Genomic DNA, 25,206 nt, shown 5'->3' with positions numbered 1-25,206 from the left:
GCCTCAGATCATCTCGTCGAGCGTCGCCATGTCGGTGGCGACGGCCTGGTCGGTCGTGTCGAAGTCATTGGCGGTCGAGGTCAGCGCAGCGGCGATGTAGCGACAGCATTTCTGCGCATCGGCCAGCGCCTGGTCCATCGCCTCCGTCCAGGCGTTGAAGGACTCCTCGACGCCGGCCTCCCCCGCCAGCCATCCGAAGTCGCTGCCCCTCCCGACGGCGGGGGCGATCAGGCCCGCGGCCTCCTGGGCGTCACTCGCGTGGGATTCCCACAGACTCGCGTGGGCGCGAAGCGTCTCGACCTTGACCTGCATCGACGACATCAGCCGTCCCTCCTGTCGTAGGCGGCCGCGAAGGCCTCGGTCACGGCCCGCTCGATGCTGTCGGGTCGTGCGGTGCGCAGCCAGCCCGCGTCGCTCTCGACGCTGCCGAACGAGCTGGCCGGCCGCAGACGCACCGTGACGCACTCGTTGGTGCTGATCCCGACGGCGATTCCCGGCTCACCGCGGCGGAGGGCTCGCGTGTGACGGCCCTCCTCGCGGATGCGATGCCGGTCGTAGCTGCCGGGCGGTGGCGGCGCCTTCTCGATCAACGTGGCGACGGCGACGGGCCGCGCACCGGTGCGCGGCCGGTCGACGCGGCGCGACGCGGCCGCCTCGGCCAGTGCCTCGGAGTACGCGGCCGCGACCGCGGCGTCGAGCGCTTCCGGAGTGGCCACCGCGTCGGCGTCTCGGACGACGACGCCGGTGACACGTCGCGTGTCGTCGATCTCGATCCGCAGTGCGGCGTCGCCGCCTCTGTCTGCTGCCATCCTGACTCCCGGGATCCTGGTGAGGGCGACGGTCCGCATCCGTCGCCGTGCATGGGTCCTCCTCTCCCGGGAACGACCCACCAAAACATGTTTGTCCGCTTGCTCCGCGGGGCACGGGCTGGACGTGTCCCCCCTCCAGGCGGTCGTCCTCGCAGCCGCGGGCGTCCTCGCGGCGTCCTGCTCCTCCGGCGCCACCTCCGATCCGGTCGGAGACGACGGCGGCGCGGGCAGCAGCCTCGACTGCGCGGCGCTGATCCCCGAACGCGCGTGGACCGCGCTCGGCTGGGAGGCGGCGAGGCCCGAGCCGCACGCCGGGCGCTGCCGGGTGCGCGCGGAGGGTCAGGGCGAGATCACCGTCGGCACGCGTGCGGCCCCCGGCGGCGACGATGCGGAGGCTGCCGCCGACGAGGTGCGCGGCCGGTGCGACCAGCTTCGCTCCGACGCCCCTCACTTCATCGGCCGGCCGCCCTGGCTGCCCGGCGACTCCGCGAGCTGCTACTCCCAGGTCGCGCCGGGGGCCGGCACCGGGGTGGCGGAGGTGGTGTTCGCCGACCGCCGCGACCGGGTGGTGCAGATCAGGATCGCAGCCTACGCCGCCGCCGACGAGTCTGCGGTCGAGCAGGCCCTGCGCACGCTGACCGCAGCCGCGGGCGACCTCTGAGCCGACGCCGCGGCGCCGTCGGCCCCATCGCTCGCCCTCGTCGGTCTCACCCGACGGCGAAGTCATAGTCGACCACCACCGGCGCATGATCCGAGAGTCGCGTGCCGCGGTGCTCACGGTCGACGACCGCCGCCCTGGCGGTGCGGGCGAGGGCGGGCGTGGCGAGGTGGTAGTCGATGCGCCACCCCGCGTCGCGCTCGTAGGCCCGGCCCAACCAGCTCCACCACGAGTAGGGGCCCTCGGTGTCCGGGTGCAGCGAGCGGACGACGTCCACGAGGGTGCGCGGGGACAGCTGGGCGTCGAGCCACGCGCGCTCCTCGGGCAGGAAGCCCTCGGTCTGCTGGTTGCGGCGCCAGGCCGCGACATCCAGGCGCGAGCGCGCGATGTTGAGGTCGCCGGTGAGCAGGAACTCCCGGCCGTGCGCGGCGGCCAGCTTGCGGGAGGCGGCGAGGTGGCGGGCGAAGCCGGCCATGAAGGCCTGCTTGCGCGCGTACTTCGCGCCGCCGTCGGGCGCCTCCCTCATCCGCCGGGGATCCTGCAGGTGGGCGGGCAGACCGCCCTTCGGGAGGTACAGGCTCGCGACCGTCAGCGGGGCGTCCGCGAGGTCGACCTCGACGTAGCGGCCCTCGTCGACGTGCCCACGCAGCGCCCGGGGCAGCGACTGCTCGGGTGCCGGCAGGGCGAAGGTGCGCACGGCCGCGGGGGGCTCGCGGGTCAGCACCGCCACGCCGTTGCGCCCCGCCAACCGACCGGCGTCGTAGGAGGCGTGGAAGTCGCCGAAGGCACCCTCGGGCACGGCGTCGTCGGGGCAGCGCACCTCCTGCAGGGTCACCACGTCGCACCCGCGCGTGGCCAGCCAGTCGTCGAAGCCGCGGCGCAGGGCCGCCCGGATGCCGTTGACGTTGACGGTCGCGATGCGCAGCACCGCGGCAGGTTAGGGCCTGCGTGGACGACGGGCCGCCAGCAGGTCGCGTTCGCGCGCCGCGGTGATGCCGCCGATCACAGCATCGGGTGTCGCGGCGAGCCACGCAGCGGTGTCGGCGGCCGTGTCGGCGACGGGCCGGGTCCGCAGACCCGCCGCTCTCGCGGGCGTGTCGTCGTGAGACACCATGCCGTCGTGGCCGGGGCGCGGCAGCCACAGGCCCACACTGTCCGGGCCGGCCCACATCTCGACGCCCGCGGCGGCCAGCTCGTCGTGACCGACCCAGGTCAGCCGGGCCCGTGGCACGCAGTCGGCGAGCAGGTCCGCCATCGGCGTCACCGGTCCGACCGCATCGAGCACGAGCGGCTCCGCGGGCGGGTGCTCGGCGAGAGCCACGATCCAGCCGGCGAGGTCGCGCACGTCGATCACCTGGATCGGGTCGGTCGGCGACCCGGGCGCCAGGACCGCGTCCTCGCGATCGCGGCGCGCGGCCCAGTAGGCGAACCGGCCCGAGGGGTCGCCGGGGCCGACGATCAACCCCGGCCGGACGACGACCGCCCGCGCCGCGCGCTCGAGCACCAGCTGCTCGCACCTGACCTTGAGCCCCCCGTAGGCTTCGGCGCTCGCGGCCGGGTCGGCGTCGTCCAGTGGCGAGTGCAGCGCCCCGACCCCCGGCCCCGCCGGATCGCCGTCGTCGGCGTACACCGAGATCGTCGAGACGAACACCCACGGCACCTCGGCGAGCACGTCGAGCGCCCGGCGCACGTGCGCGGGCGAGCGGGCGACGTCCACGACGGCGTCGAACGGGCCAACCGCGACGAGGGCGGGTGGCGCCGGGGCGGCGCGGTCCCAGGCCACGTGGACGACGCCCTCCGGCACCGCCCCCGACACACCGCGGCAGGCCACCACCACCTCGTGACCGCGCGCCAGGGCGTCGTCCACGATCGTGCGGGACAGGAACCGGGTGCCGCCGAGCACGAGCAGTCGCATGACCCCAGCCGACCTCGCCGAGCGCCGGCGCGCAAGGTCTGTCCGCTCCCGGCGCCATCGCCGACCGGCGTGAGCGCCACCTCGGCGGGGAGGAACAACGGGCGGCGGGAGGGCGTTCCCCCTGTATGGCCACCACCGAACTGACCGCCGCCAACTTCGAGCAGACCGTTCTGGAGAACGAGATCGTGCTCGTCGACTTCTGGGCCTCCTGGTGCGGCCCGTGCAAGAACTTCGCCCCGATCTACCAGGCGTCGTCGGAGACGCACGGTGACATCGTGTTCGGAGCGGTCGACACCGAGGCGCAGCAGGAGCTCGCCGCCGCGGCGCAGATCACCTCGATCCCCACCCTCATGGCCTTCAAGAAGGGCTCGCTGGTGTTCTCGCAGCCGGGCGCCCTGCCGGCCCCCGCGCTCGAGCAGGTCATCGCCGCGGTGCGCGACTTCGACGTGGACGCCGCCCGCGCGGCCGCCGAGCCCACCGACGACTGACCCGCGGGCGACCTCGATGGGCACCACGCCGCTCCGCTTCGGCCTCGACACCTTCGGCGACGTCACCGTCGACCCCGCGACGGGCGAGCCGCTGAGCCACGCCCAGGTGCTGCGCGACGTCGTGGCGCAGGGTGAGCTGGCCGACCGCGTCGGCATCGATGCGTTCGGCATCGGCGAGCACCACCGCGACGACTACGCCGTGTCGGCGCCCGACATCGTGCTCGCCGCACTCGCCAGCCGCACCGAGCGGATCCGGCTCGGCACGGCCGTCACCGTGCTCAGCTCGGATGACCCCGTGCGCGTGCAGCAGCGCTCCGCCACCATCGACGCCCTGAGCCACGGGCGGGCCGAGGTCACCCTCGGTCGCGGCTCGTTCACCGAGTCCTTCCCGCTCTTCGGCCACGACCTGTCGGACTACGAGCAACTCTTCGCCGAGAAGCTCGACCTGTGGGCGGCCCTGCAGGCCGGCGGCCGCGTCACCTGGGAGGCCGGTCGGCTCCGCGCGCCGCTGCGCGACATCGAGGTCTTCCCGCGCACCGAGCACGGCCCCGTGCGCACCTGGATCGGTGTCGGCGGGTCGCCGGAGTCCGTCGTCCGCACGGCGCAGTACGGCTTCGGTCTGATGCTCGCGATCATCGGCGGCGATCCCGCCCGTTTCGCGCCCTACACGCAGCTGTTCCGGCGTGCGCTGCACGAGCTCGGCCGCCCCGAACTGCCCGTCGGCGTGCACTCGCCCGGCTTCGTGGCCGACACCGACGACGAGGCCCGCGAGCTGCTGTTCCCGCACATGAAGGCCAATCGCGACCGCATCGGTCGCGAGCGCGGCTGGGCGCCGATGACGCGCGAGCAGTTCGACGCCGAGGTCGAGCACGGCGCGATGTTCGTCGGCTCCCCCGACACCGTGGCCCACAAGATCGCCCGCACTGCCCGCGTGCTCGGTCTCGACCGCTTCGACCTCAAGTACAGCAACGGCCCGCTGCCGCACGAGCACCTGATGCGCTGCATCGAGCTCTACGGCACCGAGGTCGTGCCGCGGGTGCGTGCGCTGCTGGGCGAGCCCCGCCCCGACGAGGTCGACGAGCCCGACGAGATCGACGACGCCTCAGCGACGGTCGTGGGGGCCCTCCGGTAGGAACTGGCTGGTCAGCGACGGCCAGGCCTCGGCGATGAGCTGCTCCATGTCGAGGTGCGTGGCCCGCTGCACGTAGTCCTTCGCCAGCTCGGTGTCGAGTACCTTGAGCAGGAACCGGCGCAGCTCGGCGTCGAGCCCGGCCACCCGCCGCAGCACCGCCCCGCGCCGGGTGTCGGTGCGCAGCTCGAGGCCGATCTGCTCGGGCCGCGGCGTCCGCACCGCCAGGCGCAGCCGCAGCGGGGCCTCGGTGTGCACCGCGATCACCAGCGGCACCAGCACGTCGGCCTCGAAGGTCAGCCGGTCGACCGGCAGCTCGAGCTGGAAGACCACGCTGATGGGCAGGTCGATGGCGTAGGTGAGCAGCGCCGCCGGCAGCTCCTTGCCGGTGGTGGGGCCGAAGGTGCCGACGAAGCTGACGCTCGCGAAGGTGCGGCCCGGCCCGGCCCCGATGGGGCCGAGGGCGATCTGGTCGCCCAGCACCTGGTCGAGGGTGCGCAGCACCCGCTCGAGGGTGAGCACCCGGCGCACCCAGTTGGCGCCGAACGTCTCGTAGCTGATCGCCGGTCCGCGTGCCGCGCCCTGGCGGCCGGGCCGGTGCACCGGTGCCGGCACCCCGGAGCCCTCCGCCAGGTCGTGGACGACGCGCCGCACGGCGTCGGCGTCGGCCGGAGCGGCGGAGCCGCCCGAGGCCGCACCCGAGCCATGAGTCGTCTGCGCCACCGTGCCCCCTCGCGGATCATCACCGACGCGTCTGCCCGTCGTGCTGCTCTTCAGGAGAATCGTGCTCTACTGCGGCGATCTGAGCGATGCCGGGGCTCCGTTCGAGACGCCGGCCGGGCGTCGTCCACGGTTCACCAGGAGGTGATGGCCCCGGTGTCGGCAGCCGCGCCCTGAGCGGCCGCGAGCGCGGAGATCTCGCGGGCCAGGGCGACGTCGGCGGTCGTGAGGCCGTCGGCGTCGTGGGTGACGAGCCGCACCGCCACCCGGGGGTAGGTGAGCAGCACATCGGGGTGGTGGTTCGCGGCGTCGGCGGCGGCACCGATCGCCTGCACCAGCCGCACGCCCGCAGCGAAGCTGCCCGTGGAGAAGACCGCCCGGGCGAAACCGTCGACGACGCGCCAGTCGGCGACCCCCTCGGCGGCGGCGAACTGATCGGCGTCCAGCGGCTGGTGATCGCTCATGGCGCCCACGCTACGCCCGGACCCCAGCGCTCGAGCGGGGCGGCGGTCAGCCGGCGTGCACGTGCGGACGACGGCGCGGATCCGGCTCGGCGCGACGCACGACCTCGCGCGTCAGCGGCGCGACCTCGCCGGCGCCGAACAGCAGGAAGCGCGCCATCTGGGCGACCGGGCTGCCCTCGGTCCACTCGAAGTACATGTGGGGTCGCACGCCGGTGCGCTCGCGCAGGTCGAGCAGCAGCGCTGCCAGGGCGTTGGGGATGGTCGCCGCCCGCACCGTCAGCACGCGGTACTCCCCGTGCCGCACTGATCCGGTCACCTCGACCCGGCTCTCGAAGTCGGAGTAGTCGGGCACGACGACCTCGACGAAGACGAGGTCGCCGGCGTTGGCGAGGTCGTGGGCGTCGACGATCTTGCGCACCTTCGCGCGGTAGGCACCGGCGTCGGCGTGCTCGGGGTCGTGGGCCACGAGGCGCAGGGTGCGCCGCGCGCAGTCGCGCACGAACGCCTCGGCTTTGGCGTCGTAGGCGATCTCGGTGGTGCGCAGCTCGAGGGAGCGCGTCATCCGCGAGAGCAGGGAGACGACCACGATCGCGGCGATGAAGATCGCGCCGATCTTCACGCCGTCGGGCCGCTCCTTGATGTTGTCGAGGGTCGTGTAGACGAACACGGCCGCGATCACGCTGAACCCGATCGTCCACCCCCGCTGGCCCGCGCGACGGGCGGCGAGCGCCACGGCCACGCTGGCCGAGGTGATGAGCACGAGGACGCCGGTGGCGTAGGCGCCCGCCTGGGCGTCGACGTCGGCGTCGAAGATGATCGTGATCGCGAACGCCGTGGCGGTGAGCACGCACACCAGCGGCCGCACCGCACCGGCCCACTCCGGCGCCATGCCGTAGCGCGGCAGGTAGCGCGGGATGAGGTTGAGCATGCCCGCCATCGCCGAGGCGCCGGCGAACCACAGGATAAGGATGGTGGAGATGTCGTAGGCGGTGCCGAAGACGTCGCCGAGGTAGCCGTGGGCGAGGTAGGCGAGCGCACGACCGTTGGCGGCACCGCCCTCGGCGAACTCCTTGGCCGGGATGAGCAGCGTGGTGGCGAGGCTGGAGGCGATGAGGAAGGCGCTCATCGTGATCGCGGCGACCGTGAGCAGCTTCTTGGTGTTGCGGATGCGCTCGGCGGGCGCGGCCGGGTCGTCGTCCTCGGAGCCGCGGACGTGGCCCATGACCGCCACGCCGGTCTCGAAGCCCGACATGCCGAGCGCGAGCTTCGGGAAGAGCGTCAGCGAGACCGCGATCATCATCGCGATGTTGCCGTGCTGCACCGTGAGCGCGTTGCCCCAGTCGCCGACCACGTGACCGTTCTCGGCCACGTGCACCAGCGCCACGACGATCACGATCAGGTTCAGCGTGAGGTAGGTGCCCACGAGTGCCACCGCGAGACCGATCGCCTCGCTGAACCCCTTGAGGAAGACGCCGCCCAGGAGCGCGATCAGGCCCAGGGTGATCCAGAGCTCCTGGCCGTGCAGGAAGTCCGGCACATGCGGGTTCTCGACCACGTGGGCGCTCGCGTCGGCGGCCGAGAGGGTGATGGTGATGATGAAGTCGGTGAGGGCGAAGCCGAGGAGGGCGAGCACGAAGAGCTTGCCGCGCCAGCGGGGCAGCATCTTCTCCAGCATCGCGATCGAGCCCTGGCCGTGGGGGCTCTCCTGCGCCACCCGGCGATACACCGGCAGGGCGCCGAACAGCGTCAGCAGCACGAGGACGACGGTCGCCAGCGGGCTCAGCAGGCCGGCGGCCAGGAACGCGATGCCCGGCTGGTAGCCCAGCGTCGAGAAGTAGTCGACACCGGTGAGGCACATGACCCGCCACCAGGGGGCGGTCTCGGCGTGCTCGGCCGGGGGCGGGGCGCCGGGCCCCACCTTCGGGCGGGGCGCCGAGCCGAGCGGGGTCGGGCGCGAGGGACCGGTGCCCGCCACGGTGGAGACCGCCGCGGGCGCGACGGTCGGCGGATTCGTCCCTACATCGGTGCTCACACCCACGAGTCAACCCGCGCGCGCGAGCGCATCCACGCCTCCTAACGCCTTCCTAACGCCTGCGCGTCCCACCTCACCGCGCACCGGCAGCGAGGCGGCCAGACGGCGCTGTGAGCCACGCCGCACGCTGCGTTAGCGGATGTCAGCGACCTGTCAGGACGGCGTTAGGAGGGGCATGGGCCGCCGGGGCCGGGCAGAGACTCCGGACCATGACCACCGCACCACTCCTGCACCGGCCCGCCGGGCCGCACGTGCTCGACGAACCCTCGGTGCGGGTCGGGATGGCCGGCTTCGCGCTCTTCGTCTTCAGCGCCGTCGTCGCCGTCCTCGACCCCCCGGACGCCGTCGGCACCGCCCTCTTCCTCGGCCTCGCCGCGCTGATGTGCGCGCGCCTCACGCCCACGGGAGCCGCCGGTATCGGCCTGGCGGCCTGGGCCTTCACCGAGGGCTTCGTGCTCCACAGCGGCGGCAGCCTCCACCTGGCGCCGAGCGACCTGTGGCTCCTCGTGGCGGCCGTGCTCGTGTGCCTGGCGCCGGCGCTGCTGCGCCCCACGCCGCGTCGCACCGACGCCGCCCCGGGTGACGGAGGTGCGCGATGAGCGACGTCGTCTTCCTCGCGATCACGGCCGGCTTCTTCCTGCTGAGCCTGCTGCTGCTCGTCGCCACGGAACGCTGGTAGGGGGCGAGGTCATGAGCACCGAGAACGTCATCGGGCTGGTCATCGCCGCCCTCCTCCTCGGCTACCTGCTGGTGGCCCTCATCCTGCCGGAGCGCTTCTAGTGAACGACACCCTCGCCGGCCTGCTCCAGGTCGGCGCCCTCATCGCTGCCCTGGCGCTGGTCTACCGACCGCTCGGGGCCTACCTGGCCCGCGTCTTCACCAGCGAGCGCGACCTGCGCGTCGAGCGGGTCGTCTACCGCCTCGTCGGCGTCGACCCCCGCACCGACCAGGCCTGGCGCACCTACGCGGTCGCCGTCCTCGCCTTCTCCTTCGTCGGCGTGCTCGCCCTCTACGGGCTGCAGCGCGTGCAGTCGCACCTGCCCTACTCGCTGGGCTTCACCGACGTCGACCCCGCACTGGCCTTCAACACGGCCGCATCGTTCGTCACCAACACCAACTGGCAGGCCTACTCCGGCGAGGCCACGATGGGCCACCTGGTGCAGATGGCCGGCCTGGCGGTGCAGAACTTCGTCTCCGCCGCCGTCGGCCTGTGCGTGGCGATCGCCCTCATCCGCGGCTTCGTGCGCTCGCGCACCGGTCGGCTGGGCAACTTCTGGGTCGACCTCACCCGCGGCGTCGTCCGCGTGCTGCTGCCGCTGGCCTTCGTGGCTGCCATCGCGCTGGTGATCACCGGCGTCGTGCAGAACTTCTCCAGCGGCACCGACGCCACCACCCTGGCCGGAGCGCACCAGACCATCACCGGCGGCCCGGTGGCCTCGCAGGAGGCCATCAAGGAGCTCGGCACGAACGGCGGCGGCTTCTACAACGCCAACTCCTCGCACCCGTTCGAGAACCCCACGCCGATCAGCAACATCCTCGAGATCTTCCTGCTGCTCGTGCTGCCCGTCGCGCTCACCCGCACCTTCGGCATCATGGTCGGCGACCTCCGCCAGGGCTACGCGATCCTCGCCACGATGACGGTGCTGTGGGGCGTGCTGCTCGCGGCGGTGTGGGCCATCGAGACCGCCCACCCCACCCCCGGCTTCAACCTCGCCGGCGCCGCGATGGAGGCCAAGGAGACCCGCTTCGGCGTGCCCGGCTCGAGCCTGTTCGCGGTCTCGACCACCGGCACCAGCACGGGCGCGGTCAACTCCTTCCACTCCTCCTTCTCGCCCGTGTCCGGCGGTCTGCTGATCTTCAACATGGGTCTCGGCGAGATCGCGCCGGGCGGTGTGGGCAGCGGTCTCTACGGCATCCTCGTGCTGGCGATCCTCACCGTCTTCGTGGCCGGCCTCATGGTGGGCCGCACCCCCGAGATGCTCGGCAAGAAGATCACCGCCCGCGAGATGAAGCTGGTGGCGCTGAGCATCCTGACGATGCCGCTGCTGGTGCTGGGCTTCACCGCCCTGGCACTCGCACTGCCCGGCCCGCGGGAGTCGATCCTCAACGCTGGCCCGCACGGCCTCTCCGAGGTGCTCTACGCCTACATGTCGGGTGCCAACAACAACGGTTCGGCCTTCGCCGGCCTCTCGGCCAACACGACCTTCTACAACGTCACCATCGGCATCGCCATGCTCGTCGGGCGCTTCGTGCCGATCGTGCTCACCCTCGCCCTGGCCGGCGCCCTCGCCCGCCAGGCGCCCGTGCCGCGCACCGGCGGCACGCTGCCCACCAACGGCCCGCTGTTCGTCGGGATGCTCACGGGCGTCGCGGTGATCGTGGCCGGCCTGACCTTCTTCCCGGCGCTCGCGCTGGGTCCGCTCGCGGAGGGACTGTGATGACCACCCCGACCATCGAGACCGGCAGCTCCGGCACATCCGGCGGCCCGGGCGCCCCGGGCGACGGCGTCGCGCGCGACGCCGCGTCGTCCACCGGGGGCGAGGGCGGACGCCGCGTGGGCGGCGGGCTGCTCGACCCGACGATGCTCCTCACCTCGCTGCCCGACGCGCTGCGCAAGCTCGACCCCCGCGTCATGGTGCGCACGCCGGTGATGTTCGTCGTCGAGGTCGGCGCCGTGCTCGCCACCGTGCTGGCGGTGCAGGACCCCTCGGCGTTCGCGTGGGCCACGACGGTGTGGCTGTGGCTCACCGTGGTGTTCGCGAACCTCGCCGAGGCCGTGGCCGAGGGCCGCGGACGCGCGCAGGCGGCCTCGCTGCGGCGCACGAAGACCGAGACGACCGCCCGGCGCCTCACCGCGTCCTCGGGGGCGATCGAGCCGGTGCCGGCCACCGACCTGCGCGTGGGCGACCGCGTGGTGGTCGAGGCCGGCGAGACCATCCCCGGTGACGGCGACGTCGTCGAGGGCGTGGCGAGCGTGGACGAGTCGGCCATCACCGGCGAGTCGGCACCCGTCATCCGCGAGTCGGGCGGCGACCGCTGCTCGGTCACGGGCGGCACCAAGGTGCTCTCGGACCGCATCGTCGTCGAGATCACCAGCAACCCCGGCGAGAGCTTCATCGACAAGATGATCGCGCTCGTCGAGGGCGCGAGCCGGCAGAAGACCCCCAACGAGATCGCGCTCAACATCCTGCTCTCGAGCCTCACGGTCATCTTCCTGGCCGCGGTCGTGGCGCTGAAGCCGATGTCGATCTACTCCGGCGCCGAGGTGTCGATCCTCGTGCTCGTGGCGCTGCTGGTGTGCCTGATCCCCACCACGATCGGCGCGCTGCTCAGCGCGATCGGCATCGCCGGCATGGACCGGCTCGTGCAGCACAACGTGCTCGCCATGTCGGGCCGCGCGGTCGAGGCGGCCGGCGACGTCAACACGCTGCTGCTCGACAAGACCGGCACGATCACCCTGGGCAACCGCGAGGCCGCGGAGTTCCTCGCCGTCGACGGTGTCGGTGTCGAGCTGCTCGCGGACGCCGCCCAGCTCGCCTCGCTCGCCGACGAGACGCCCGAGGGTCGCTCGGTCGTCGTCCTCGCCAAGCGCGACTACGGCCTGCGCGAGCGCTCCGAGGGCGAGCTGGTGGACGCCGTGTTCGTGCCGTTCACCGCGCAGACCCGCATGTCGGGCGTCGACCTCGGCGAGCGCCACATCCGCAAGGGCGCGGCCTCGGCCGTGACCCGCTGGGTGCGCGAGAACGGCGGGCAGCCGAGCGCCCGCGTCGGGGAGACCGTGGACGCGATCTCCTCGGCCGGCGGCACCCCGCTGGTGGTGGCCGAGCAGACCGGCACCGGCCCCGCCCGGGTGCTCGGCGTCATCCACCTCAAGGACGTCGTCAAGGCCGGCATGCGCGAGCGCTTCGAGGAGATGCGCCGCATGGGCATCCGCACGGTGATGATCACCGGCGACAACCCGCTCACCGCCCGGGCGATCGCGGAGGAGGCCGGCGTCGACGACTTCCTCGCCGAGGCGACCCCCGAGGACAAGATGGCGCTCATCAAGGCCGAGCAGGAGGGCGGCCGCCTCGTTGCGATGACCGGCGACGGCACCAACGACGCCCCCGCGCTCGCCCAGGCCGACGTGGGCGTGGCGATGAACACCGGCACCTCCAGCGCCAAGGAGGCCGGCAACATGGTCGACCTCGACTCCAACCCGACGAAGCTCATCGAGATCGTGGAGATCGGCAAGCAGCTGCTCATCACCCGCGGCGCACTCACGACCTTCTCGATCGCCAACGACGTGGCGAAGTACTTCGCGATCATCCCGGCGATGTTCGCCGGCGTCTACGGCGGCCTGGACGCGCTCAACATCATGCGCCTCGCCTCGCCGGAGTCGGCGATCCTGTCGGCGGTCATCTTCAACGCCCTCATCATCGTGGCGCTGATCCCGCTGGCCCTGCGCGGCGTGCGCTACACGCCGTCCAGTGCCTCCGCGCTGCTGCGCCGCAACCTCGCGGTCTACGGCCTCGGCGGGCTGGTGGCGCCGTTCATCGGCATCAAGCTCATCGACCTCGTCGTCTCCAGCATCCCCGGCATCGGCTGAGCGCACCGCCGCCCGCCCGCCCCCGCACCCGAAAGGCAGCGTCGTGAACGCGACCTCCATCCCCGGCACCTCCGGAACCCCCGGCACCCCCGGCTCCACCCTCACCGAACCCCACCCCTCCCCCGAAGCGGGGACGACGCCGGACGGCGCCGACTCCCCGCGAGTCGACGCGATCGAGCCGGGAACCCCCGCCGGCGTCGTCCCCACCCTCCGCGGCGCCCTCACGCAGTCGGTGGCCGCGGTCCGGGCCCTCCTCGTGCTCACGGTCCTGCTCGGCCTCGCCTATCCGCTGGCGGTCACCGGGTTCGCGCAGGTCGCGACGCCGGGGAGGGCCGACGGGGCCCTCGTCGAGCGCGACGGCACCGTGGTGGGCTCGCGGCTCATCGGGCAGTCCTTCGAGGGCCGCGACGACTACTTCCAATCACGCCCCTCGGCGGCCGGCGACGGCTACGACCCGCTCGCCAGCTCCGCCTCCAACCTCTCCCCCGCCAACCCCGAGTTCGTGGCGACGGTGCGCGAGCGCATCGCGGCAGTGGCCGAACGCGACGGCGTGGACCCCGCCGACGTGGCACCGGACGCCGTCCTCGCCAGCGGATCGGGCCTCGACCCCCACATCTCGCCCGCCTACGCCGAGCAGCAGGTGGCCCGGGTGGCGCGGGCGCGCGACCTCGAGCCGGCGCAGGTGCGCCGCCTGGTGGAGGAGAACACCGCAGGGCGCTCGCTGGCCTTCCTAGGCGAGCCGCGGGTCAACGTGCTCGAGCTCAACCTCGCCCTCGACCGCCTCGCGCCCGCCACGGGCGCGGGCCGCTGAACGAGCACGGCCTCCCCGCGGCGGCGGGGAGGCCGGGCGCGGTGCCCGCACTCGCGCTCGTGTCGGGGGTGGCGGGAAGAATGGCCGCATGAGACGAGGTCGGCTGCGGGTGTACCTGGGCGCGGCGCCCGGCGTGGGCAAGACCTACGCGATGCTGGGCGAGGCCGCCCGCCGTGCCGAACGCGGCACCGACGTCGTCATCGGGTTCGTCGAGACCCACAACCGCCCGCAGACCGCGGCGATGACCGAGGGCCTCGAGGTGGTGCCCCGGCGCGAGGTGCTCTACCGCGGCACGCGGCTGGAGGAGATGGACCTCGACGCCGTCCTCGCCCGCACCCCCCAGGTCGTCCTGGTCGACGAGCTCGCCCACACCAACGCGCCCGGATCGCGCAACGAGAAGCGCTGGCAGGACGTCGAGGAGCTGCTCGCCGCCGGCATCGACGTCATCTCCACCGTCAACGTGCAGCACCTCGAGTCGGTCAACGACGTCGTCGAGAAGATCACCGGCGTGCCCCAGCGCGAGACGGTGCCCGACGCCGTGGTGCGCGCCGCCGATCAGGTCGAGCTCATCGACATGGCCGCGCAGGCGCTGCGTCGGCGCCTGGCGCACGGCAACGTCTACGCCCCCGAGAAGGTCGACGCCGCGCTCGCCAACTACTTCCGCGAGGGCAACCTCACCGCCCTGCGCGAGCTGGCGCTGCTCTGGGTCGCCGACAAGGTCGACGAGGCCCTGCAGGGCTACCGCCGCCGCCACGACATCACCAAGACGTGGGAGACCCGCGAGCGGGTCGTCGTGGCGCTCACCGGCGGCGCCGAGGGCGAGCAGCTGATCCGCCGCGCCGCCCGCATCGCGGCGCGCTCGGGCGCGGGCGACCTCCTCGCCCTGCACGTGAGCCGCTCCGACGGCCTCACCGGCGCCGACCCCCTCCACCTGTCCCGCCAGCGGCAGCTGGTCGAGTCGCTCGGCGGCAGCTACCACCAGGTGCTGGGCGACGACGTGCCCGAGGCGCTGCTGGCCTTCGCCCGGGCCGAGAACGCCACCCAGCTCGTGCTCGGCGACTCCCGTCGGCGCCGCTGGGCCGACTCCTTCACCGGGCCGGGCACCGCCACCCGCACGATCCGCGCCTCCGGCGACATCGACGTCCACATCGTCTCGCACTCCCATGCCGGGCGCGGGCGCCGCCTGCCGGTCGTGCGCGGCAGCCTCAGCGGACGACGCCGGGTGCAGGGCTACGTGCTGGCCGCGCTGCTGCCGGTGCTGCTCACCGTGCTGCTGCTCGTCGTCGACGACCGGCTCAACCTGGCCAGCGACGTCCTGCTCTTCCTGGTGGCCGTGGTCGCCGTGGCGCTGGTCGGCGGGGCCGGGCCGGCGCTCGTCACCGCGGTGGTGGGCACGTTCGCGCTCAACTTCTTCTTCACCCCGCCCGTGCGCACGCTCACCATCGGCGCCACCAACAACGCCCTCGCGCTCGTGGCCTACCTGCTGGTGGCGGTGATGGTGAGCTCGGTGGTCGACCTCGCGGCGCGCCGCACCCGGCAGGCGGCACGCGCCGTGGCCGAGTCGCACGTGCTCGCCAACCTCGCCGCCACACCGCTCACGGGCAGCGGCGACCTCACCGAGCTGCTCGAACGCTTCCGCGAGAGCCTCTCGCTCACCTCGGTGGCGCTGCTCGAGAAGGACCACGGCACCTGGGCGACGGTGAGCACGGCCGGCACCGACCCGGCGTCCGCGCCGGACGGGGCCGACGTCGTGGTGCCCGCCGGCACCGGCCCCGCGGCGTCCACGGTGCTCGCGCTGCGGGGGCGCGCGCTCGCGCCGGAGGACACCCGGGTGGCCTCGGCCTTCGCCGCGCGCACCCACCAGGCGCTCCAGCAGATCAGGCTGGCCGAGGAGGCCGCGCTCGCCGCACCCCTGGCCGAGGCCAACCGCGTGCGCACCGCGCTGCTCGCTGCGGTCGGCCACGACCTGCGCACGCCGCTCGCCGCGGCGAAGGCGGTGGTCTCGGGCCTGCGCGCCGAGGACGTCGCCATCGGCGAGGACGACCGCCGCGAGCTGCTGCGCACCGCCGACGACGCCCTCGACACCCTTGCCGGACTCGTCGACAGCCTGCTCGACCTCAGCCGCCTGCAGGCCGGCGTGCTGCCGGTGCACCTCTCGCCCACCCTCGTCGAGGACGTGCTCGCCGGCGCCCTGGACGACGTGTCGGTGGCCGACGTGCCCGTGCGCCTCGACGTCCCGGTGGGCCTGCCGCCCGCGCTCGCCGACGCCGCGCTGCTGGAGCGGGTGGTGGTCAACCTGCTCGCCAACGCCCACCGCTACGCCCCCAGCGACACCCCGCCCCTCGTCGGGGCCAGCGCGGTGGCCGACCGCGTCGAGATCCGGATCGTCGACACGGGCCCGGGCATCCCCGCCGACGACTACGAGCGGGTCTTCCTGCCCTTCCAGCGCCTCGGCGACCACGACAACTCCACCGGGGTCGGCCTCGGCCTCGCCGTGTCGCGCGGCCTCGTCGAGGCGATGGGCGGCACCCTGGACCCCCAGGAGACACCCGGCGGCGGCCTGACCATGGTGGTCTCGCTGCCCGCCGCCACCGGTGAACCCACCGGCCCCGCCCTCGGCATCAGGGAGCGCAACCGATGACCCGCATCATGGTGGTCGACGACGAACCGCAGATCGTCCGAGCCCTCTCGATCAACCTCCGCGCCCGCGGCTACGAGGTCACCACCGCCGGCGACGGCGCCGAGGCACTCGCCGTGGCCGACCTCGCGCCGCCCGACGTCGTCGTCCTCGACCTCGGGCTGCCCGACACCGACGGCATCGACGTCATCGCCGGCCTGCGCGCCCGCTCGGCCGTGCCGATCCTCGTGCTGTCGGGGCGCAGCGACTCCGCCGACAAGGTCGAGGCGCTCGACGCTGGCGCCGACGACTACGTCACCAAGCCCTTCGGCATGGAGGAGCTGCTCGCCCGGCTGCGGGTGATGGTGCGCCGCGTCGCCCCGCCCGAGAGCGACGACCTCGTCGTCGAGTTCGGCGCCGACGGCTCCCGCGTGCGCGTCGACCTCGGCGCCACCCGCGTCACCCGCGGCGGCGACGAGGTGCGCCTGACCCCCACCGAGTGGCACCTGCTCGAGGTGCTCGTGCGCCACCCCGGCCGCCTGCTCAGCCAGCGCCAGCTGCTCACCGAGGTGTGGGGCCCCGGCTACGAGAACGCCCAGGGCAACCTGCGCCTCTACATGGGCCAGCTGCGTCGCAAGCTCGAGCCCGACCCCTCCCGCCCCGTCCACTTCCGCAACGAGCCCGGCATGGGGTACCGCTTCGAGCCGTGAGTCACAGGGGCCCCACGCGCCTCGCGATTCACCGGCCGGCCGGTGAAACCGGCACCTGGACGACGGAACTCCATCGTCCAGGTGCCAGAAACGTCGTCCAGGTCGCCCGCCCGGCCACCGCCTTGACACCTCCCGGCCCACTGCTGCCCAGTAGTCACACCAGCCCCACGCGCCCCGCGATTCACCGGCCGGCCGGTGAAACCAGCGCCTGGACGACGGAACTCCATCGTCCAAGCACCAGAAACGTCGTCCAGGTCGCCCGCCCGACCACCGCCGACTCCGACACGACCCACCTGCGACGATGGCGCCTGTGACGCGGACCTTCGAGTGCGAGATCCAGGCGCGGTTGCGCGACATCAACCTCGGTGGCCACGTCGACAACGTCGAGGCCATGCGGGTGGTCGACGAGGCGCGGCTCCTGTTCTTCCGCTTCGCCCCCCTCGAGGACGACGCGGCGCACGGCCGCCCGGGACTCCTGCGCGAGGTGCCGTCGGGCGTGGTCGAGCTGATGGGCAGTCAACGTGTCGACTACCGCGCCGAGATGCGCTTCGTGGCCTATCAGCCGTTCCTGGTGTCGATCCGGGTGAGCCACGTGGGCCGCAGCTCGTTCGCGATCGCCTCCGAGCTGCGGGTGGCCCCCGATCATCCACCGGCGCTCATCGCGGAGAGTTCGCTCGTGCTGTGGGACACCGCCGCCGGCGCCGCCTGGCCCATCGCGGACGACGTCCGCGCCACCCTGGCCGCCTACACCGGCGAGCCGGCCGCCCTGCGTCCGCGGCCGGGCGACGCCGGCGCGTGATCCGCGGCGGGTCGGGCCGTCAGGGGCGGAGAAGGTCGAAGCACACGGCGACGACCGCGCCGGCGTCCTCGGGGATGAGGCCGACAGCGGGTCGGAAGGCGTCGCGCGGCGGAAGCAGGTAGCCGCCGTCCTTCGGGAAGAGAGCCGTCCGGAAGGTCTCGACCCCGGCGGGGCCGCCTTCGTCGCCGACGACCTCCGCCACATTCACCTGCCCCCAGCACTCCAACCCGCGCGCGGCCCGCTTCACCTAGGCGCTCACCTCGACGGGCAGCTCGAGGCACCAGTACGGGGCCGCACCTCGCCACTCGACCAGACGCCCGTCGCAGGCGAACTCCGCTTGATCGTGCTTGCCGGGCGCGTTCACGACGGCCCGTCGCCGACGAACAGGCAGAACTCGTTGCCCTCGGGGTCCGCCAGGACGTGCCAGCGACGCTGGCCGGGCTGCGCCGGCGCGAGCATCCGGGCTCCGATGTCGAGCCAGGGGGCGAGCGCGGGGGTGGTGAGGTCGAGATGGATGCGGTTCTTCACGGTCTTCGGCTCGGGCACCGGCACGAAGACGAGGCTCTCGAACGGTGCACCGCCGATGCCGTCGACCCACGCCCAGGCCTCGCCGTCGGCATGCTCTAGGTGCACGGTGCCGCCGAGCGCCCGCGCCCACCAGTGGGCCTGCGGCACGGCGTCGGCGCAGTCGATGCAGACCTCGTAGAGGCGCTCGACCGGGTCGAGCTCGTGGGTGAAGACGCAGAACTCGCCACTCTCGGGATCGGCCAGCACCGACCACCGGAATGAGTCGGTGTCGGTCGCACGGGCGTCGCTCGACAGCGCGAGGACGTCGTCCACCGACCGAGCGCGGATGTCGAGGTGCACGCGGTGCTTGGCACCCACCGGCTCGGGCACCCGGTTGATCCACACGGTGTGGGCAGGGGTCCGCCCGATCAGGCGCGCGTCGCCGTCGTCCAACGCCTCGAAGCGCAGGTCGAGAGCACCGGCCCAGAACGCGCCGAGGCGGTGCGGGTCGACGGCGTCGATGCAGAGGTCCTTGTAGCGCCCGAGCGGCTGGTCCATCCGCCCAACCTAGGACGACGCTCGACGCCGGCGCCACCGATCTGCCTGGGCGAGGAGACCGCACTTGGCACGCGTTCCTGGCACTTGGCACGTGTTGCAACGCGTGCCAAGTGCGGGATCAGGCCGACGGCGCCTGCACGGCAGCGAGGACGGCGTCCAGCTTGCCCATCAACTCGGGCACCTGGTCGAGCAGGGCGATGCGGTCGGCGAGCTCGCCGAGCAGGCCCTTGACCTCACCGAGCACCTCGCGGGTCTCGGCGAGGGTGGAGTCGACGGTGCCGAGCTTGGTGTCGACGCCGGTGAGGGTCTCGCCCACCGTCTCGAGCGTGCCCTCGACGTCGGTGAGCGCCTTCTCGGCGCTGTGCAGCACCTTGTCGGCTCGCTTGAGGACGTCGGCGACGGGGTTGAGGCCCATGGGGCTCCTCCGGATTCGTGGATGGTCGTTCGTGCCCACCTGGCCTGACCGCGCCCGATGCGCTGCGGTGGGTCCTGGTGCAGGCACCACGATGACGGATTCGGCGACGACCGACGAGCCGGATGTCACATCCTGCGACCTCGGGCACGATCAGCCCGGTTCACCCCGGGTGGCCTAGGCTCGCTGGCGTGATGATCCGGCCGAGCGAGCTCGAGGCCATCCGCCGTGGCGAGATCGATCTCGCCTTCCGCCGGTGGGATCGCCCGCGGGTGAAGGTGGGCACCCGGCTGCGCACCTCGGTCGGCGTCCTGGAGGTCACCGAGGTCGCCCAGATCTCGCCGTCCACGCTGCGTGCGGCCGACGCCCGGCGCGCGGGCGCCTCGTCGCTGACCGCGCTCAAGCTGGCCCTCGCCTCCCGCGCCGACCGCCCGCTCTTCCGTGTCGGGCTGCGCTACGCCGGGCCCGACCTGCGCGACGTGCTGCGCGAGACGGTGCCGGCCGACGACGAGATCGAGCAGATCACCGGGTGGCTCGAGCGCCTCGACGCCGCGGCGGCGGGCGGACCCTGGACCCGCGCCACCCTGCGCATCATCGACGCCCAGCCCGAGGTGCGCGCGCCCGAGCTGGCCGCCGAGCTCGGCCGCCCGACGCTCGAGTTCAAGCGCGATGTGCGCAAGCTCAAGGAGCGCGGGCTCACCGAGTCCCTCGCGATCGGCTACCGCCTCTCGCCGCGCGGCGAGACGGTGCTCGACGCCCTCGACGGCCCGCGCGAGCGTCGTCCGCGACGCCCCGGCACCCCGCTGCCGCGCACGGTCGGAGCACCGGCCACCCGCGCGCTGCGCGCCCTCGACCTGCACACCCTCGAGGACGTCGCCCGCTGGCGCCGCGCCGACCTGGCCGCGCTGCACGGCGTCGGGCCGGTGGCCCTCGACCGGCTCGGCGACGCGCTGGCCGAGCGCGGCCTCGACTTCGCCGACGACTGAGCGCGGCCCGCGCAGCCGTGGGACCATCGGCGCGTGCTGGGCGTGACCGATCTGTCGACCTACCTCGTGGGTCTCGTGGTCATCATCCTGCTCCCCGGACCGAACTCGCTCTACGTGCTGTCGGTCGCCGCACGTCGCGGGGTGCGCGACGGCTACGTGGCCGCCGCGGGCGTGTGGACCGGTGACGCGGTGCTGATGACGCTCTCGGCCGCCGGCGTCGCCTCGCTGCTGCAGACCACGCCGGTGGCCTTCGCGGTCGTGAAGTACCTCGGCGCGGGCTACCTCGGCTTCCTCGCCATCACGATGCTGCGTTCGGCAGCGGCGCTGTGGCGACGCCGCCGCGAGCAGATCCCCGAGCCGGGCGGGGCGGGCGACACGCTCCCGTCCGCCGCCGGTCGACGCGAGCGGCCTTACCGCCGGGCCCTGGTCGTGAGCCTGCTCAACCCGAAGGCGATCTTGTTCTTCGTCGCCTTCTTCGTGCAGTTCGTCGACCCGGCCTACCCGCACCCGGCGCTGTCGTTCCTCGTGCTGGGCGCGTTCGCCCAGGCAGCCAGCGTGGCCTACCTCAGCGGGCTGATCTTCGGCGGCACCCGGCTGGCCGCCGCGTTCCGGCGGCGTCGCGCCCTCTCGGCGGGCGCGACGTCCGCCGTCGGCGCGGTGTTCCTGGCGTTCGCGGTCAAGCTGTCCCTCGCCCACGCCTGATCGGCGCGGGCCGGGGGCAACCCCGAAGGACTCGGAGGCCTCAGAACCAGCCGGCGCCGCTAGCGATGAGGGCGAGGCCGAAGAGCGCGAAGAGCGCGGCCGCGCCGAACTTGATGACGCGCTCGGGCAGCTGTCGTCCGAGCACCGCACCGAGCACGATCGCCAGCGCGTCGGCGGCGACCATGCCGACGGTGGAGCCCAGCCACGTGCCGAACCAGCCCTCCTGGGTGGCCAGGGTGATGGTGGCGAGCATGGTCTTGTCGCCCAGCTCGGCGAGGAAGAAGAAGGTGGCGACCACGAGGATCGCCCGGCCGGCGGCCGCGTGGGCCTTGCGGGTGTCGTCCTCGGTCAGCTCGTCGCCGCGCAGCGTCCACAGGGCGAAGCCGAGGAACGCGATGCCGGCTACGACCTCGATCGTGCCCTGGTAGTCGGCGAAGGCGTCGCCGATCGCGTAGCCGATGCCGACCGAGGCGAGGTGGACGACGGCCGTGGCGGCCGTAAGGCCGATCAGCACGTCGCGTGCCCGGTAGCGGGTGGCGAAGGTCATCGCCATCAGCTGGCTCTTGTCGCCGAGCTCGGCGACGAAGATGACGGCGGTGCTCAACAGGAAGGCGTACATGGTGTCCTCTCATCGGGCGCCCGGCCGGAACGGACCCGCGGGGGGACGCGCCTTCGACCGAGCACGCACGTGCTCATGGTCGAAGGTCTCGTCCGCACACCCGTGAGGCGGCCTGCTGCGCCGGGCCCGGGGGCCAGTGTGTCGACGCAACCGTTGAGGACTACTCCCCTTCAACTTCCACCCTACCCGCGGCGCGCACGAGCAGACCAATCAGGCGGCGGTGCCGTCCTGCGCGGCGAGCGCGGGCGGCGTCATCGCCCACCGGATCGTGGTCACGGCCGCCTGCCCGAGCGCGCGGACGACGGTGCGCTCGGTGACCGGCAGCCACGGCAGTCGCAGCTGTCGGCGGGTCCACGCCGGCATGAGGCCGATGGCGGCCGAGGCGAGCACCCCGTAGGCCGGGCGGACGACGAGGGGCAGCGGCGGGCGCAGGAGCACGTAGCCGACCGCCTCGCGCGCCTCCGGGGTGCCGCGCAGCTCGGGGCGGAAGCGCGCCAGGACCTCGCGCAGCTCGGCCTCGGTGGTGGGCGGGTCGATGACGCCGAGGCGTCGGGCGACCTCGGCGGTCTGGGCGACGTACTCGTCGCGACCGGCCTGGTCGAGCGGGCGGGCGCCGTAGGTCTGGTGAGCAAGCAGGAACGAGTCGATCTCGGCCACGTGCACCCACAGCAGCAGGTGGGGGTCGGACGCCGCGTAGGGCGTGCCGTCGGGCATCGTGCCGGTGATGCGGTCGTGGATGGCGCGCACGATGTCGACGGCCTGCTGGGCGTCGTCCGCGGTGCCGAAGGTGGTGACGGCGAGGAAGCGGCTGGTGCGGGCCAGGCGCCCCCACATGTCGCCGCGGAAGCCGGAGTGCTCGGAGACAGCGCGCATGGCCGCCGGGTGGAGGCTCTGCAGGAGCAGGGCCCGGATGCCGCCGATGAACATCGAGGCGTCGGCGTGCACCTGCATGATCGCGCTGCCGGGCTCGAACCAGCGCGGGCCCTCGGCGCCGTGGATGCGGTCGCGGTGCTGGGGGCCGTCGGGGCCGGCCACCCGCAGGAAGATGGCCTCGCCGAGGCGATCGCGCACCGCACCGATCTCGGCGGCCGGTCGGGCCAGGCCTGCGGCCACGGAGCCGACCGTGGCGCCCAGCGCCTGGGAGACCTGGCCGACGCCGGCTCCTGCCGCGCTGAGGAAAGTGCTCACACATGCCAGTGTGCCCGGGCTCCGCAAGGGAGCCCGGGCACACTGGGATGTGGATCGAGCGGTCGCGCGCGGCGACCGGCTCCCACCGACGGACGGATCCGCCGGCGGGGGCGAGATCACTTCTTGAAGGCGTCCTTGACGTTCTCGACGCCGTCCTTCAGCGAGGCCTTGGCCTGGTCCTTCTCGCCCTCGGCCTTCAGCTTGTCGTTGCCGGTGACCTCACCAGCGACCTCCTTGGCCTTTCCGGCGAGGTCCTCGGCGGCGTTCTTGGCCTTGTCAGCGAAGCTCATGATGCTCTCCTTCTCGTTGGGTGGTGAAGGTGACGGATAGGTGGTGACTGCCCCGGTGCCGCCTCCGCAGGGAGCGGGCCGGGAGTTCGTGCTGGTGCTACTGCAGCCGGACGGTGGCCCGGCGTCCGGACCGGACGGGCCGGTCCTTGCGCGGAGCGCCCAACTGGATCTGCAGGTGGACGGTTCGCTCAGGCACTACCCGGGCGAGGCCGGTAGCAACCTCCTCGGCGGTCTCGATCACCGTGGCAAGCTCGGCGTCCGAGGCCAGGCGACCCGAGACGGTGCCCACGGTGCGGCCGCCGGAGCGGTCGAAGGTGACGCTCACGTGCTCCACGGCGCCGTGGCCGCCGAACTCGTCGTCGATGACCCGGCCCAGCGAGCCCAGGTCGATGCTGAACTCGCCGTCGGCGGTGCTGCCCGGCAGGGCGGCGGACGACGGGCCGCGGCGCGGCAGGTGGGCGAGCAGCCACCACAGGCCCAGCAGGACCACCAGGACGCCGGCGGCGCCTTCGGCCCAGGGCCACCACGAGGCGCCGACCTGGTCGGCGATCGAGGCGGTCTTCAGCTCGGTGCCGGTGCCCAGCACGTAGCCGGTCTTCCAGTCGACCAGTGCGAGGCCGCCGGCGATGAAGGCCACGCCGAGCACGAGCACGATCACGCGATCGGATGTGTAACGGCGCATCACTCCTCCTCCACCTTGACGACGACACGGGCCACACCGGACACGGGGGCCAGGTGCGAGCTCACGCGGGTGCGGACGGCCTCGGCGAGGCCGGTGTCGGGCACGACCGAGCGCGGCGTCACCACGAGGGTGATGCGACGGCGGTTGGCCGACTCGACGCGAGCCTCGAGCACGTCGGGGTGCTCCTCGGCCTCCTGGGCGGCGATGGTCGCGGCGGCGCGGGGCGTCACCCACAGGTCGACGGGGCCGTCGACGGCGAGGTGCGTGCGACCGCGGGGCTTGAGCGCGGCGATGACGAGCAGGAGCCCGATCACGGCAAGCGCGGCGCCGGCGCCGGTGGTGGCGCCCGAGGCCTTCAGGCCGTCGAGGCCGTCGAAGGTCTTCTCGGCCAGCGAGCCGGTGCTGCCGAAGGAGCCGGCGGCGTCCGCGATGACGACCGCGCCGGCGGCGAGCAGCAGCACGGCGAGCAGGACGGCGGTGCTGGCGGCGGCGGGACGGCTACGGGGAGCCGGTGCGGCGTCCGCGTTCACCTTCGGCGCCGCGTGCGCGGGCGCGGTGGGGGTGGCGGGGCGACCCGCCTCGGGCTGGAGCAGCCCGTCGATGTCGGTGCTCACTGGACCCTCCCTCCTCCGGGGGCGCTGCTCGACGGCAGCGGGTGGACGACGACGTCCGCGCGACGCACGCGCAGACCGGTCTGGCGCTCGGTCTCGGCGACCACCGCCGCGCGCACGCGGGCGGCGATCTCGGCGACCGGTGCGGGCCACGGGGCGCCGACCTCGGCGCGGACGTGGACGCCGCGACCGATGACGCGCACCTCGGCGCGGGGCAGCTCGCTGCCCGTCAGGCGGCCGAGCGTGCTGCTGTGGGCGCTGGTGCCGCGCACCTCGCGCACGGCCTGCTCCACGATCTGGGTGATCACGCGCAGGCGGACGTCGAGGCGGCCGCGCTCCTCAGGCGGCACCAGGGCGAGCTCAGCCACGGCGTCCCCGCAGCAGCTCGCCCAGGTCGAGCTGGCCATCGAAGTGGGCGCCGACGGCGTAGCCCGCCCCGCCCAGCACGATGCCGAGCAGGAGTCCGAGGAAGCCGCCGGTGGCGACGGCGATCGCCAGCAGGAGGCCGGCAATGAGACCGAGGGTGGAGGTGGTCATGGCGATGGTCCTTTCGGGGTGTCGAGGACGCGCACTCGCGGGGTGCGCGGTACCTCGTGATGGCTTGGGTTCGGAGCGGAACGACGTGCGGGCGGCGATGCGACCGACGACGTTCCGACCGGTCACAGCTGCCCGTAGCGGCGGGCGCCGGGGAGGCGCCGCGGCAACCCCGCACGCACCCGGGTGAGTATGCGGCGGGCCCGGCGGCGAAGACGCCGACGCCGGGGGGTCGTCCCGAGAGGGCCGCCCGAGGCGGCGAAACGATGCGCGTCCCGCTCCGTCCCTTCCCGGGACGAGGACGGTGCGGTCGGCGCGGGTGCGGCACCGAGGGCCTCGATCGCCGCCATCACCCGCACGAACTCCTCGGGGTCTCC

General features: G+C 73.4%; 30 protein-coding genes. 13 read left to right on the top strand and 17 right to left on the bottom strand.

What is annotated here, in order from left to right:
- Nucleotides 1-3: 3 nt before the first annotated feature.
- Nucleotides 4-321 (bottom strand): hypothetical protein, encoded by a 318-nt coding sequence (locus ACERUN_RS03675; protein ID WP_370288367.1) that lies wholly within the window; start codon nucleotides 319-321, stop codon nucleotides 4-6.
- Nucleotides 321-809 (bottom strand): hypothetical protein, encoded by a 489-nt coding sequence (locus ACERUN_RS03670; RefSeq protein WP_370288366.1) that lies wholly within the window; start codon nucleotides 807-809, stop codon nucleotides 321-323. Before ACERUN_RS03670 ends, ACERUN_RS03675 begins: the two co-directional genes overlap by 1 nt.
- A 124-nt stretch (nucleotides 810-933) precedes the next feature.
- On the opposite strand from ACERUN_RS03670, the gene ACERUN_RS03665 reads away from it, so the two are divergent.
- Nucleotides 934-1,470 (top strand): hypothetical protein, encoded by a 537-nt coding sequence (locus ACERUN_RS03665; RefSeq protein ID WP_370288365.1) that lies wholly within the window; start codon nucleotides 934-936, stop codon nucleotides 1,468-1,470.
- 46 nt (nucleotides 1,471-1,516) lie between these two features.
- On the opposite strand, the gene ACERUN_RS03660 is transcribed toward ACERUN_RS03665, so the two are convergent.
- Nucleotides 1,517-2,392, bottom strand: a complete 876-nt coding sequence (locus tag ACERUN_RS03660; protein WP_370288464.1) for an exodeoxyribonuclease III — start codon at nucleotides 2,390-2,392, stop codon at nucleotides 1,517-1,519.
- A gap of 12 nt (nucleotides 2,393-2,404) precedes the next feature.
- The gene (locus ACERUN_RS03655) at nucleotides 2,405-3,382 is read right to left on the bottom strand and encodes an NAD-dependent epimerase/dehydratase family protein (protein ID WP_370288363.1); all 978 of its coding nucleotides are present in this window, start codon (nucleotides 3,380-3,382) and stop codon (nucleotides 2,405-2,407) included.
- 125 nt (nucleotides 3,383-3,507) lie between these two features.
- Between ACERUN_RS03655 and trxA the strand changes: the two genes are divergently transcribed.
- Both trxA and ACERUN_RS03645 read left to right on the top strand, forming a co-directional pair.
- The gene (gene trxA, locus ACERUN_RS03650; RefSeq protein WP_370288362.1) at nucleotides 3,508-3,870 is read left to right on the top strand and encodes a thioredoxin; all 363 of its coding nucleotides are present in this window, start codon (nucleotides 3,508-3,510) and stop codon (nucleotides 3,868-3,870) included.
- A gap of 16 nt (nucleotides 3,871-3,886) precedes the next feature.
- On the top strand, nucleotides 3,887-5,002 hold the full coding sequence (locus ACERUN_RS03645) for an LLM class flavin-dependent oxidoreductase (RefSeq protein ID WP_370288361.1): 1,116 nt from the start codon (nucleotides 3,887-3,889) through the stop codon (nucleotides 5,000-5,002).
- On the opposite strand, the gene ACERUN_RS03640 is transcribed toward ACERUN_RS03645, so the two are convergent.
- The 3 genes from ACERUN_RS03640 to ACERUN_RS03630 form a co-directional block, all read right to left on the bottom strand.
- On the bottom strand, nucleotides 4,973-5,722 hold the full coding sequence (locus ACERUN_RS03640) for a hypothetical protein (protein WP_370288360.1): 750 nt from the start codon (nucleotides 5,720-5,722) through the stop codon (nucleotides 4,973-4,975). The two genes, ACERUN_RS03645 and ACERUN_RS03640, sit on opposite strands and share 30 nt — an antisense overlap.
- 131 nt (nucleotides 5,723-5,853) lie before the next feature.
- The gene (locus tag ACERUN_RS03635) at nucleotides 5,854-6,183 is read right to left on the bottom strand and encodes a 4a-hydroxytetrahydrobiopterin dehydratase (protein ID WP_370288359.1); all 330 of its coding nucleotides are present in this window, start codon (nucleotides 6,181-6,183) and stop codon (nucleotides 5,854-5,856) included.
- Between the two features lie 46 nt (nucleotides 6,184-6,229).
- Entirely contained in the window at nucleotides 6,230-8,215 is a 1,986-nt protein-coding gene (locus ACERUN_RS03630) for an amino acid transporter (protein ID WP_370288358.1), read from the bottom strand.
- A 209-nt stretch (nucleotides 8,216-8,424) separates the two neighbouring features.
- Here ACERUN_RS03630 and ACERUN_RS03625 point away from each other — a divergent pair, with 209 nt between their 5' ends.
- The 8 genes from ACERUN_RS03625 to ACERUN_RS03590 all read left to right on the top strand — a co-directional run bounded on the left by ACERUN_RS03625 (nucleotide 8,425) and on the right by ACERUN_RS03590 (nucleotide 17,740).
- On the top strand, nucleotides 8,425-8,814 hold the full coding sequence (locus ACERUN_RS03625) for a hypothetical protein (RefSeq protein WP_370288357.1): 390 nt from the start codon (nucleotides 8,425-8,427) through the stop codon (nucleotides 8,812-8,814).
- A gap of 91 nt (nucleotides 8,815-8,905) precedes the next feature.
- The gene (gene kdpF / locus ACERUN_RS03620; RefSeq protein ID WP_370288355.1) at nucleotides 8,906-8,995 is read left to right on the top strand and encodes a K(+)-transporting ATPase subunit F; all 90 of its coding nucleotides are present in this window, start codon (nucleotides 8,906-8,908) and stop codon (nucleotides 8,993-8,995) included.
- On the top strand, nucleotides 8,995-10,653 hold the full coding sequence (gene kdpA / locus ACERUN_RS03615) for a potassium-transporting ATPase subunit KdpA (RefSeq protein ID WP_370288354.1): 1,659 nt from the start codon (nucleotides 8,995-8,997) through the stop codon (nucleotides 10,651-10,653). The genes kdpF and kdpA overlap by 1 nt, the downstream gene beginning before the upstream one ends.
- Nucleotides 10,654-10,796: 143 nt before the next feature.
- Complete coding sequence (kdpB, locus tag ACERUN_RS03610) at nucleotides 10,797-12,803, top strand: potassium-transporting ATPase subunit KdpB (protein WP_370288463.1); 2,007 nt, start codon at nucleotides 10,797-10,799, stop codon at nucleotides 12,801-12,803.
- Nucleotides 12,804-13,035: 232 nt separating this feature from the next.
- Nucleotides 13,036-13,614 carry a potassium-transporting ATPase subunit KdpC gene (gene kdpC, locus ACERUN_RS03605; protein ID WP_370288462.1) on the top strand — a complete coding sequence of 193 codons (579 nt, stop codon included), beginning with the start codon at nucleotides 13,036-13,038 and terminating at the stop codon, nucleotides 13,612-13,614.
- A gap of 88 nt (nucleotides 13,615-13,702) precedes the next feature.
- Nucleotides 13,703-16,255, top strand: a complete 2,553-nt coding sequence (locus ACERUN_RS03600) for a DUF4118 domain-containing protein (RefSeq protein WP_370288353.1) — start codon at nucleotides 13,703-13,705, stop codon at nucleotides 16,253-16,255.
- Nucleotides 16,252-16,941, top strand: coding sequence for a response regulator (locus tag ACERUN_RS03595; protein WP_370288352.1), 690 nt, complete (start codon nucleotides 16,252-16,254; stop codon nucleotides 16,939-16,941). Before ACERUN_RS03600 ends, ACERUN_RS03595 begins: the two co-directional genes overlap by 4 nt.
- Before the next feature lie 310 nt (nucleotides 16,942-17,251).
- Nucleotides 17,252-17,740 (top strand): acyl-CoA thioesterase, encoded by a 489-nt coding sequence (locus ACERUN_RS03590; RefSeq protein ID WP_370288350.1) that lies wholly within the window; start codon nucleotides 17,252-17,254, stop codon nucleotides 17,738-17,740.
- A gap of 19 nt (nucleotides 17,741-17,759) precedes the next feature.
- On the opposite strand, the gene ACERUN_RS03585 is transcribed toward ACERUN_RS03590, so the two are convergent.
- The 3 genes from ACERUN_RS03585 to ACERUN_RS03575 all read right to left on the bottom strand — a co-directional run bounded on the left by ACERUN_RS03585 (nucleotide 17,760) and on the right by ACERUN_RS03575 (nucleotide 19,220).
- Entirely contained in the window at nucleotides 17,760-17,987 is a 228-nt protein-coding gene (locus ACERUN_RS03585; protein WP_370288349.1) for a hypothetical protein, read from the bottom strand.
- A 113-nt stretch (nucleotides 17,988-18,100) separates the two neighbouring features.
- Nucleotides 18,101-18,805: a VOC family protein gene (locus tag ACERUN_RS03580; protein ID WP_370288348.1), complete on the bottom strand. Its 705-nt coding sequence runs from the start codon at nucleotides 18,803-18,805 to the stop codon at nucleotides 18,101-18,103.
- Nucleotides 18,806-18,923: 118 nt separating this feature from the next.
- A complete protein-coding gene (locus ACERUN_RS03575) occupies nucleotides 18,924-19,220 on the bottom strand; it encodes a hypothetical protein (RefSeq protein WP_370288347.1) in 297 nt (98 codons plus the stop codon).
- A gap of 188 nt (nucleotides 19,221-19,408) precedes the next feature.
- Here ACERUN_RS03575 and ACERUN_RS03570 point away from each other — a divergent pair, with 188 nt between their 5' ends.
- The gene (locus ACERUN_RS03570) at nucleotides 19,409-20,203 is read left to right on the top strand and encodes a hypothetical protein (RefSeq protein ID WP_370288346.1); all 795 of its coding nucleotides are present in this window, start codon (nucleotides 19,409-19,411) and stop codon (nucleotides 20,201-20,203) included.
- Between the two features lie 33 nt (nucleotides 20,204-20,236).
- Nucleotides 20,237-20,905, top strand: coding sequence for a leucine efflux protein LeuE (gene leuE / locus ACERUN_RS03565; RefSeq protein WP_370288345.1), 669 nt, complete (start codon nucleotides 20,237-20,239; stop codon nucleotides 20,903-20,905).
- Between the two features lie 40 nt (nucleotides 20,906-20,945).
- Here leuE and ACERUN_RS03560 read toward each other — a convergent pair whose 3' ends face one another.
- From ACERUN_RS03560 to ACERUN_RS03530, 7 genes are all read right to left on the bottom strand, one after another.
- Nucleotides 20,946-21,524: a TMEM165/GDT1 family protein gene (locus ACERUN_RS03560; protein ID WP_370288344.1), complete on the bottom strand. Its 579-nt coding sequence runs from the start codon at nucleotides 21,522-21,524 to the stop codon at nucleotides 20,946-20,948.
- 210 nt (nucleotides 21,525-21,734) lie between these two features.
- On the bottom strand, nucleotides 21,735-22,712 hold the full coding sequence (locus ACERUN_RS03555) for an oxygenase MpaB family protein (RefSeq protein ID WP_370288342.1): 978 nt from the start codon (nucleotides 22,710-22,712) through the stop codon (nucleotides 21,735-21,737).
- A 116-nt stretch (nucleotides 22,713-22,828) separates the two neighbouring features.
- Entirely contained in the window at nucleotides 22,829-23,002 is a 174-nt protein-coding gene (locus ACERUN_RS03550) for a CsbD family protein (RefSeq protein WP_370288341.1), read from the bottom strand.
- A gap of 97 nt (nucleotides 23,003-23,099) precedes the next feature.
- Entirely contained in the window at nucleotides 23,100-23,684 is a 585-nt protein-coding gene (locus tag ACERUN_RS03545; RefSeq protein ID WP_370288340.1) for a hypothetical protein, read from the bottom strand.
- A complete protein-coding gene (locus tag ACERUN_RS03540) occupies nucleotides 23,684-24,298 on the bottom strand; it encodes a DUF6286 domain-containing protein (RefSeq protein WP_370288337.1) in 615 nt (204 codons plus the stop codon). The genes ACERUN_RS03545 and ACERUN_RS03540 overlap by 1 nt, the downstream gene beginning before the upstream one ends.
- Nucleotides 24,295-24,663: an Asp23/Gls24 family envelope stress response protein gene (locus ACERUN_RS03535; RefSeq protein ID WP_370288334.1), complete on the bottom strand. Its 369-nt coding sequence runs from the start codon at nucleotides 24,661-24,663 to the stop codon at nucleotides 24,295-24,297. The genes ACERUN_RS03540 and ACERUN_RS03535 overlap by 4 nt, the downstream gene beginning before the upstream one ends.
- Nucleotides 24,656-24,832 (bottom strand): DUF2273 domain-containing protein, encoded by a 177-nt coding sequence (locus tag ACERUN_RS03530; RefSeq protein WP_370288333.1) that lies wholly within the window; start codon nucleotides 24,830-24,832, stop codon nucleotides 24,656-24,658. Before ACERUN_RS03530 ends, ACERUN_RS03535 begins: the two co-directional genes overlap by 8 nt.
- Between the last annotated feature and the right edge of the window lie 374 nt (nucleotides 24,833-25,206).

The organism is Nocardioides sp., assembly GCF_964229035.1.
Lineage (GTDB): Bacteria > Actinomycetota > Actinomycetes > Propionibacteriales > Nocardioidaceae > Nocardioides.
This window is presented reverse-complemented; position numbering and strand designations above follow the sequence as displayed.

Bases quoted from the DNA above. Each gene is read 5' to 3' on its own strand.
- ACERUN_RS03655 (WP_370288363.1), bottom strand. From the start codon at position 3,382: ATGCGACTGCTCGTGCTCGGCGGCACCCGGTTCCTGTCCCGCACGATC.
- ACERUN_RS03560 (WP_370288344.1), bottom strand. From the start codon at position 21,524: ATGTACGCCTTCCTGTTGAGCACCGCCGTCATCTTCGTCGCCGAGCTC.
- ACERUN_RS03545 (WP_370288340.1), bottom strand. From the start codon at position 23,684: ATGCGCCGTTACACATCCGATCGCGTGATCGTGCTCGTGCTCGGCGTG.
- ACERUN_RS03675 (WP_370288367.1), bottom strand. From the start codon at position 321: ATGTCGTCGATGCAGGTCAAGGTCGAGACGCTTCGCGCCCACGCGAGT.
- kdpF (WP_370288355.1), top strand. From the start codon at position 8,906: ATGAGCACCGAGAACGTCATCGGGCTGGTCATCGCCGCCCTCCTCCTC.
- ACERUN_RS03580 (WP_370288348.1), bottom strand. From the start codon at position 18,805: ATGGACCAGCCGCTCGGGCGCTACAAGGACCTCTGCATCGACGCCGTC.
- ACERUN_RS03645 (WP_370288361.1), top strand. From the start codon at position 3,887: ATGGGCACCACGCCGCTCCGCTTCGGCCTCGACACCTTCGGCGACGTC.
- ACERUN_RS03670 (WP_370288366.1), bottom strand. From the start codon at position 809: ATGGCAGCAGACAGAGGCGGCGACGCCGCACTGCGGATCGAGATCGAC.
- ACERUN_RS03530 (WP_370288333.1), bottom strand. From the start codon at position 24,832: ATGACCACCTCCACCCTCGGTCTCATTGCCGGCCTCCTGCTGGCGATC.
- ACERUN_RS03550 (WP_370288341.1), bottom strand. From the start codon at position 23,002: ATGAGCTTCGCTGACAAGGCCAAGAACGCCGCCGAGGACCTCGCCGGA.
- ACERUN_RS03635 (WP_370288359.1), bottom strand. From the start codon at position 6,183: ATGAGCGATCACCAGCCGCTGGACGCCGATCAGTTCGCCGCCGCCGAG.
- ACERUN_RS03575 (WP_370288347.1), bottom strand. From the start codon at position 19,220: ATGGGCCTCAACCCCGTCGCCGACGTCCTCAAGCGAGCCGACAAGGTG.
- ACERUN_RS03625 (WP_370288357.1), top strand. From the start codon at position 8,425: ATGACCACCGCACCACTCCTGCACCGGCCCGCCGGGCCGCACGTGCTC.
- ACERUN_RS03600 (WP_370288353.1), top strand. From the start codon at position 13,703: ATGAGACGAGGTCGGCTGCGGGTGTACCTGGGCGCGGCGCCCGGCGTG.
- trxA (WP_370288362.1), top strand. From the start codon at position 3,508: ATGGCCACCACCGAACTGACCGCCGCCAACTTCGAGCAGACCGTTCTG.
- ACERUN_RS03595 (WP_370288352.1), top strand. From the start codon at position 16,252: ATGACCCGCATCATGGTGGTCGACGACGAACCGCAGATCGTCCGAGCC.
- kdpB (WP_370288463.1), top strand. From the start codon at position 10,797: ATGCTCCTCACCTCGCTGCCCGACGCGCTGCGCAAGCTCGACCCCCGC.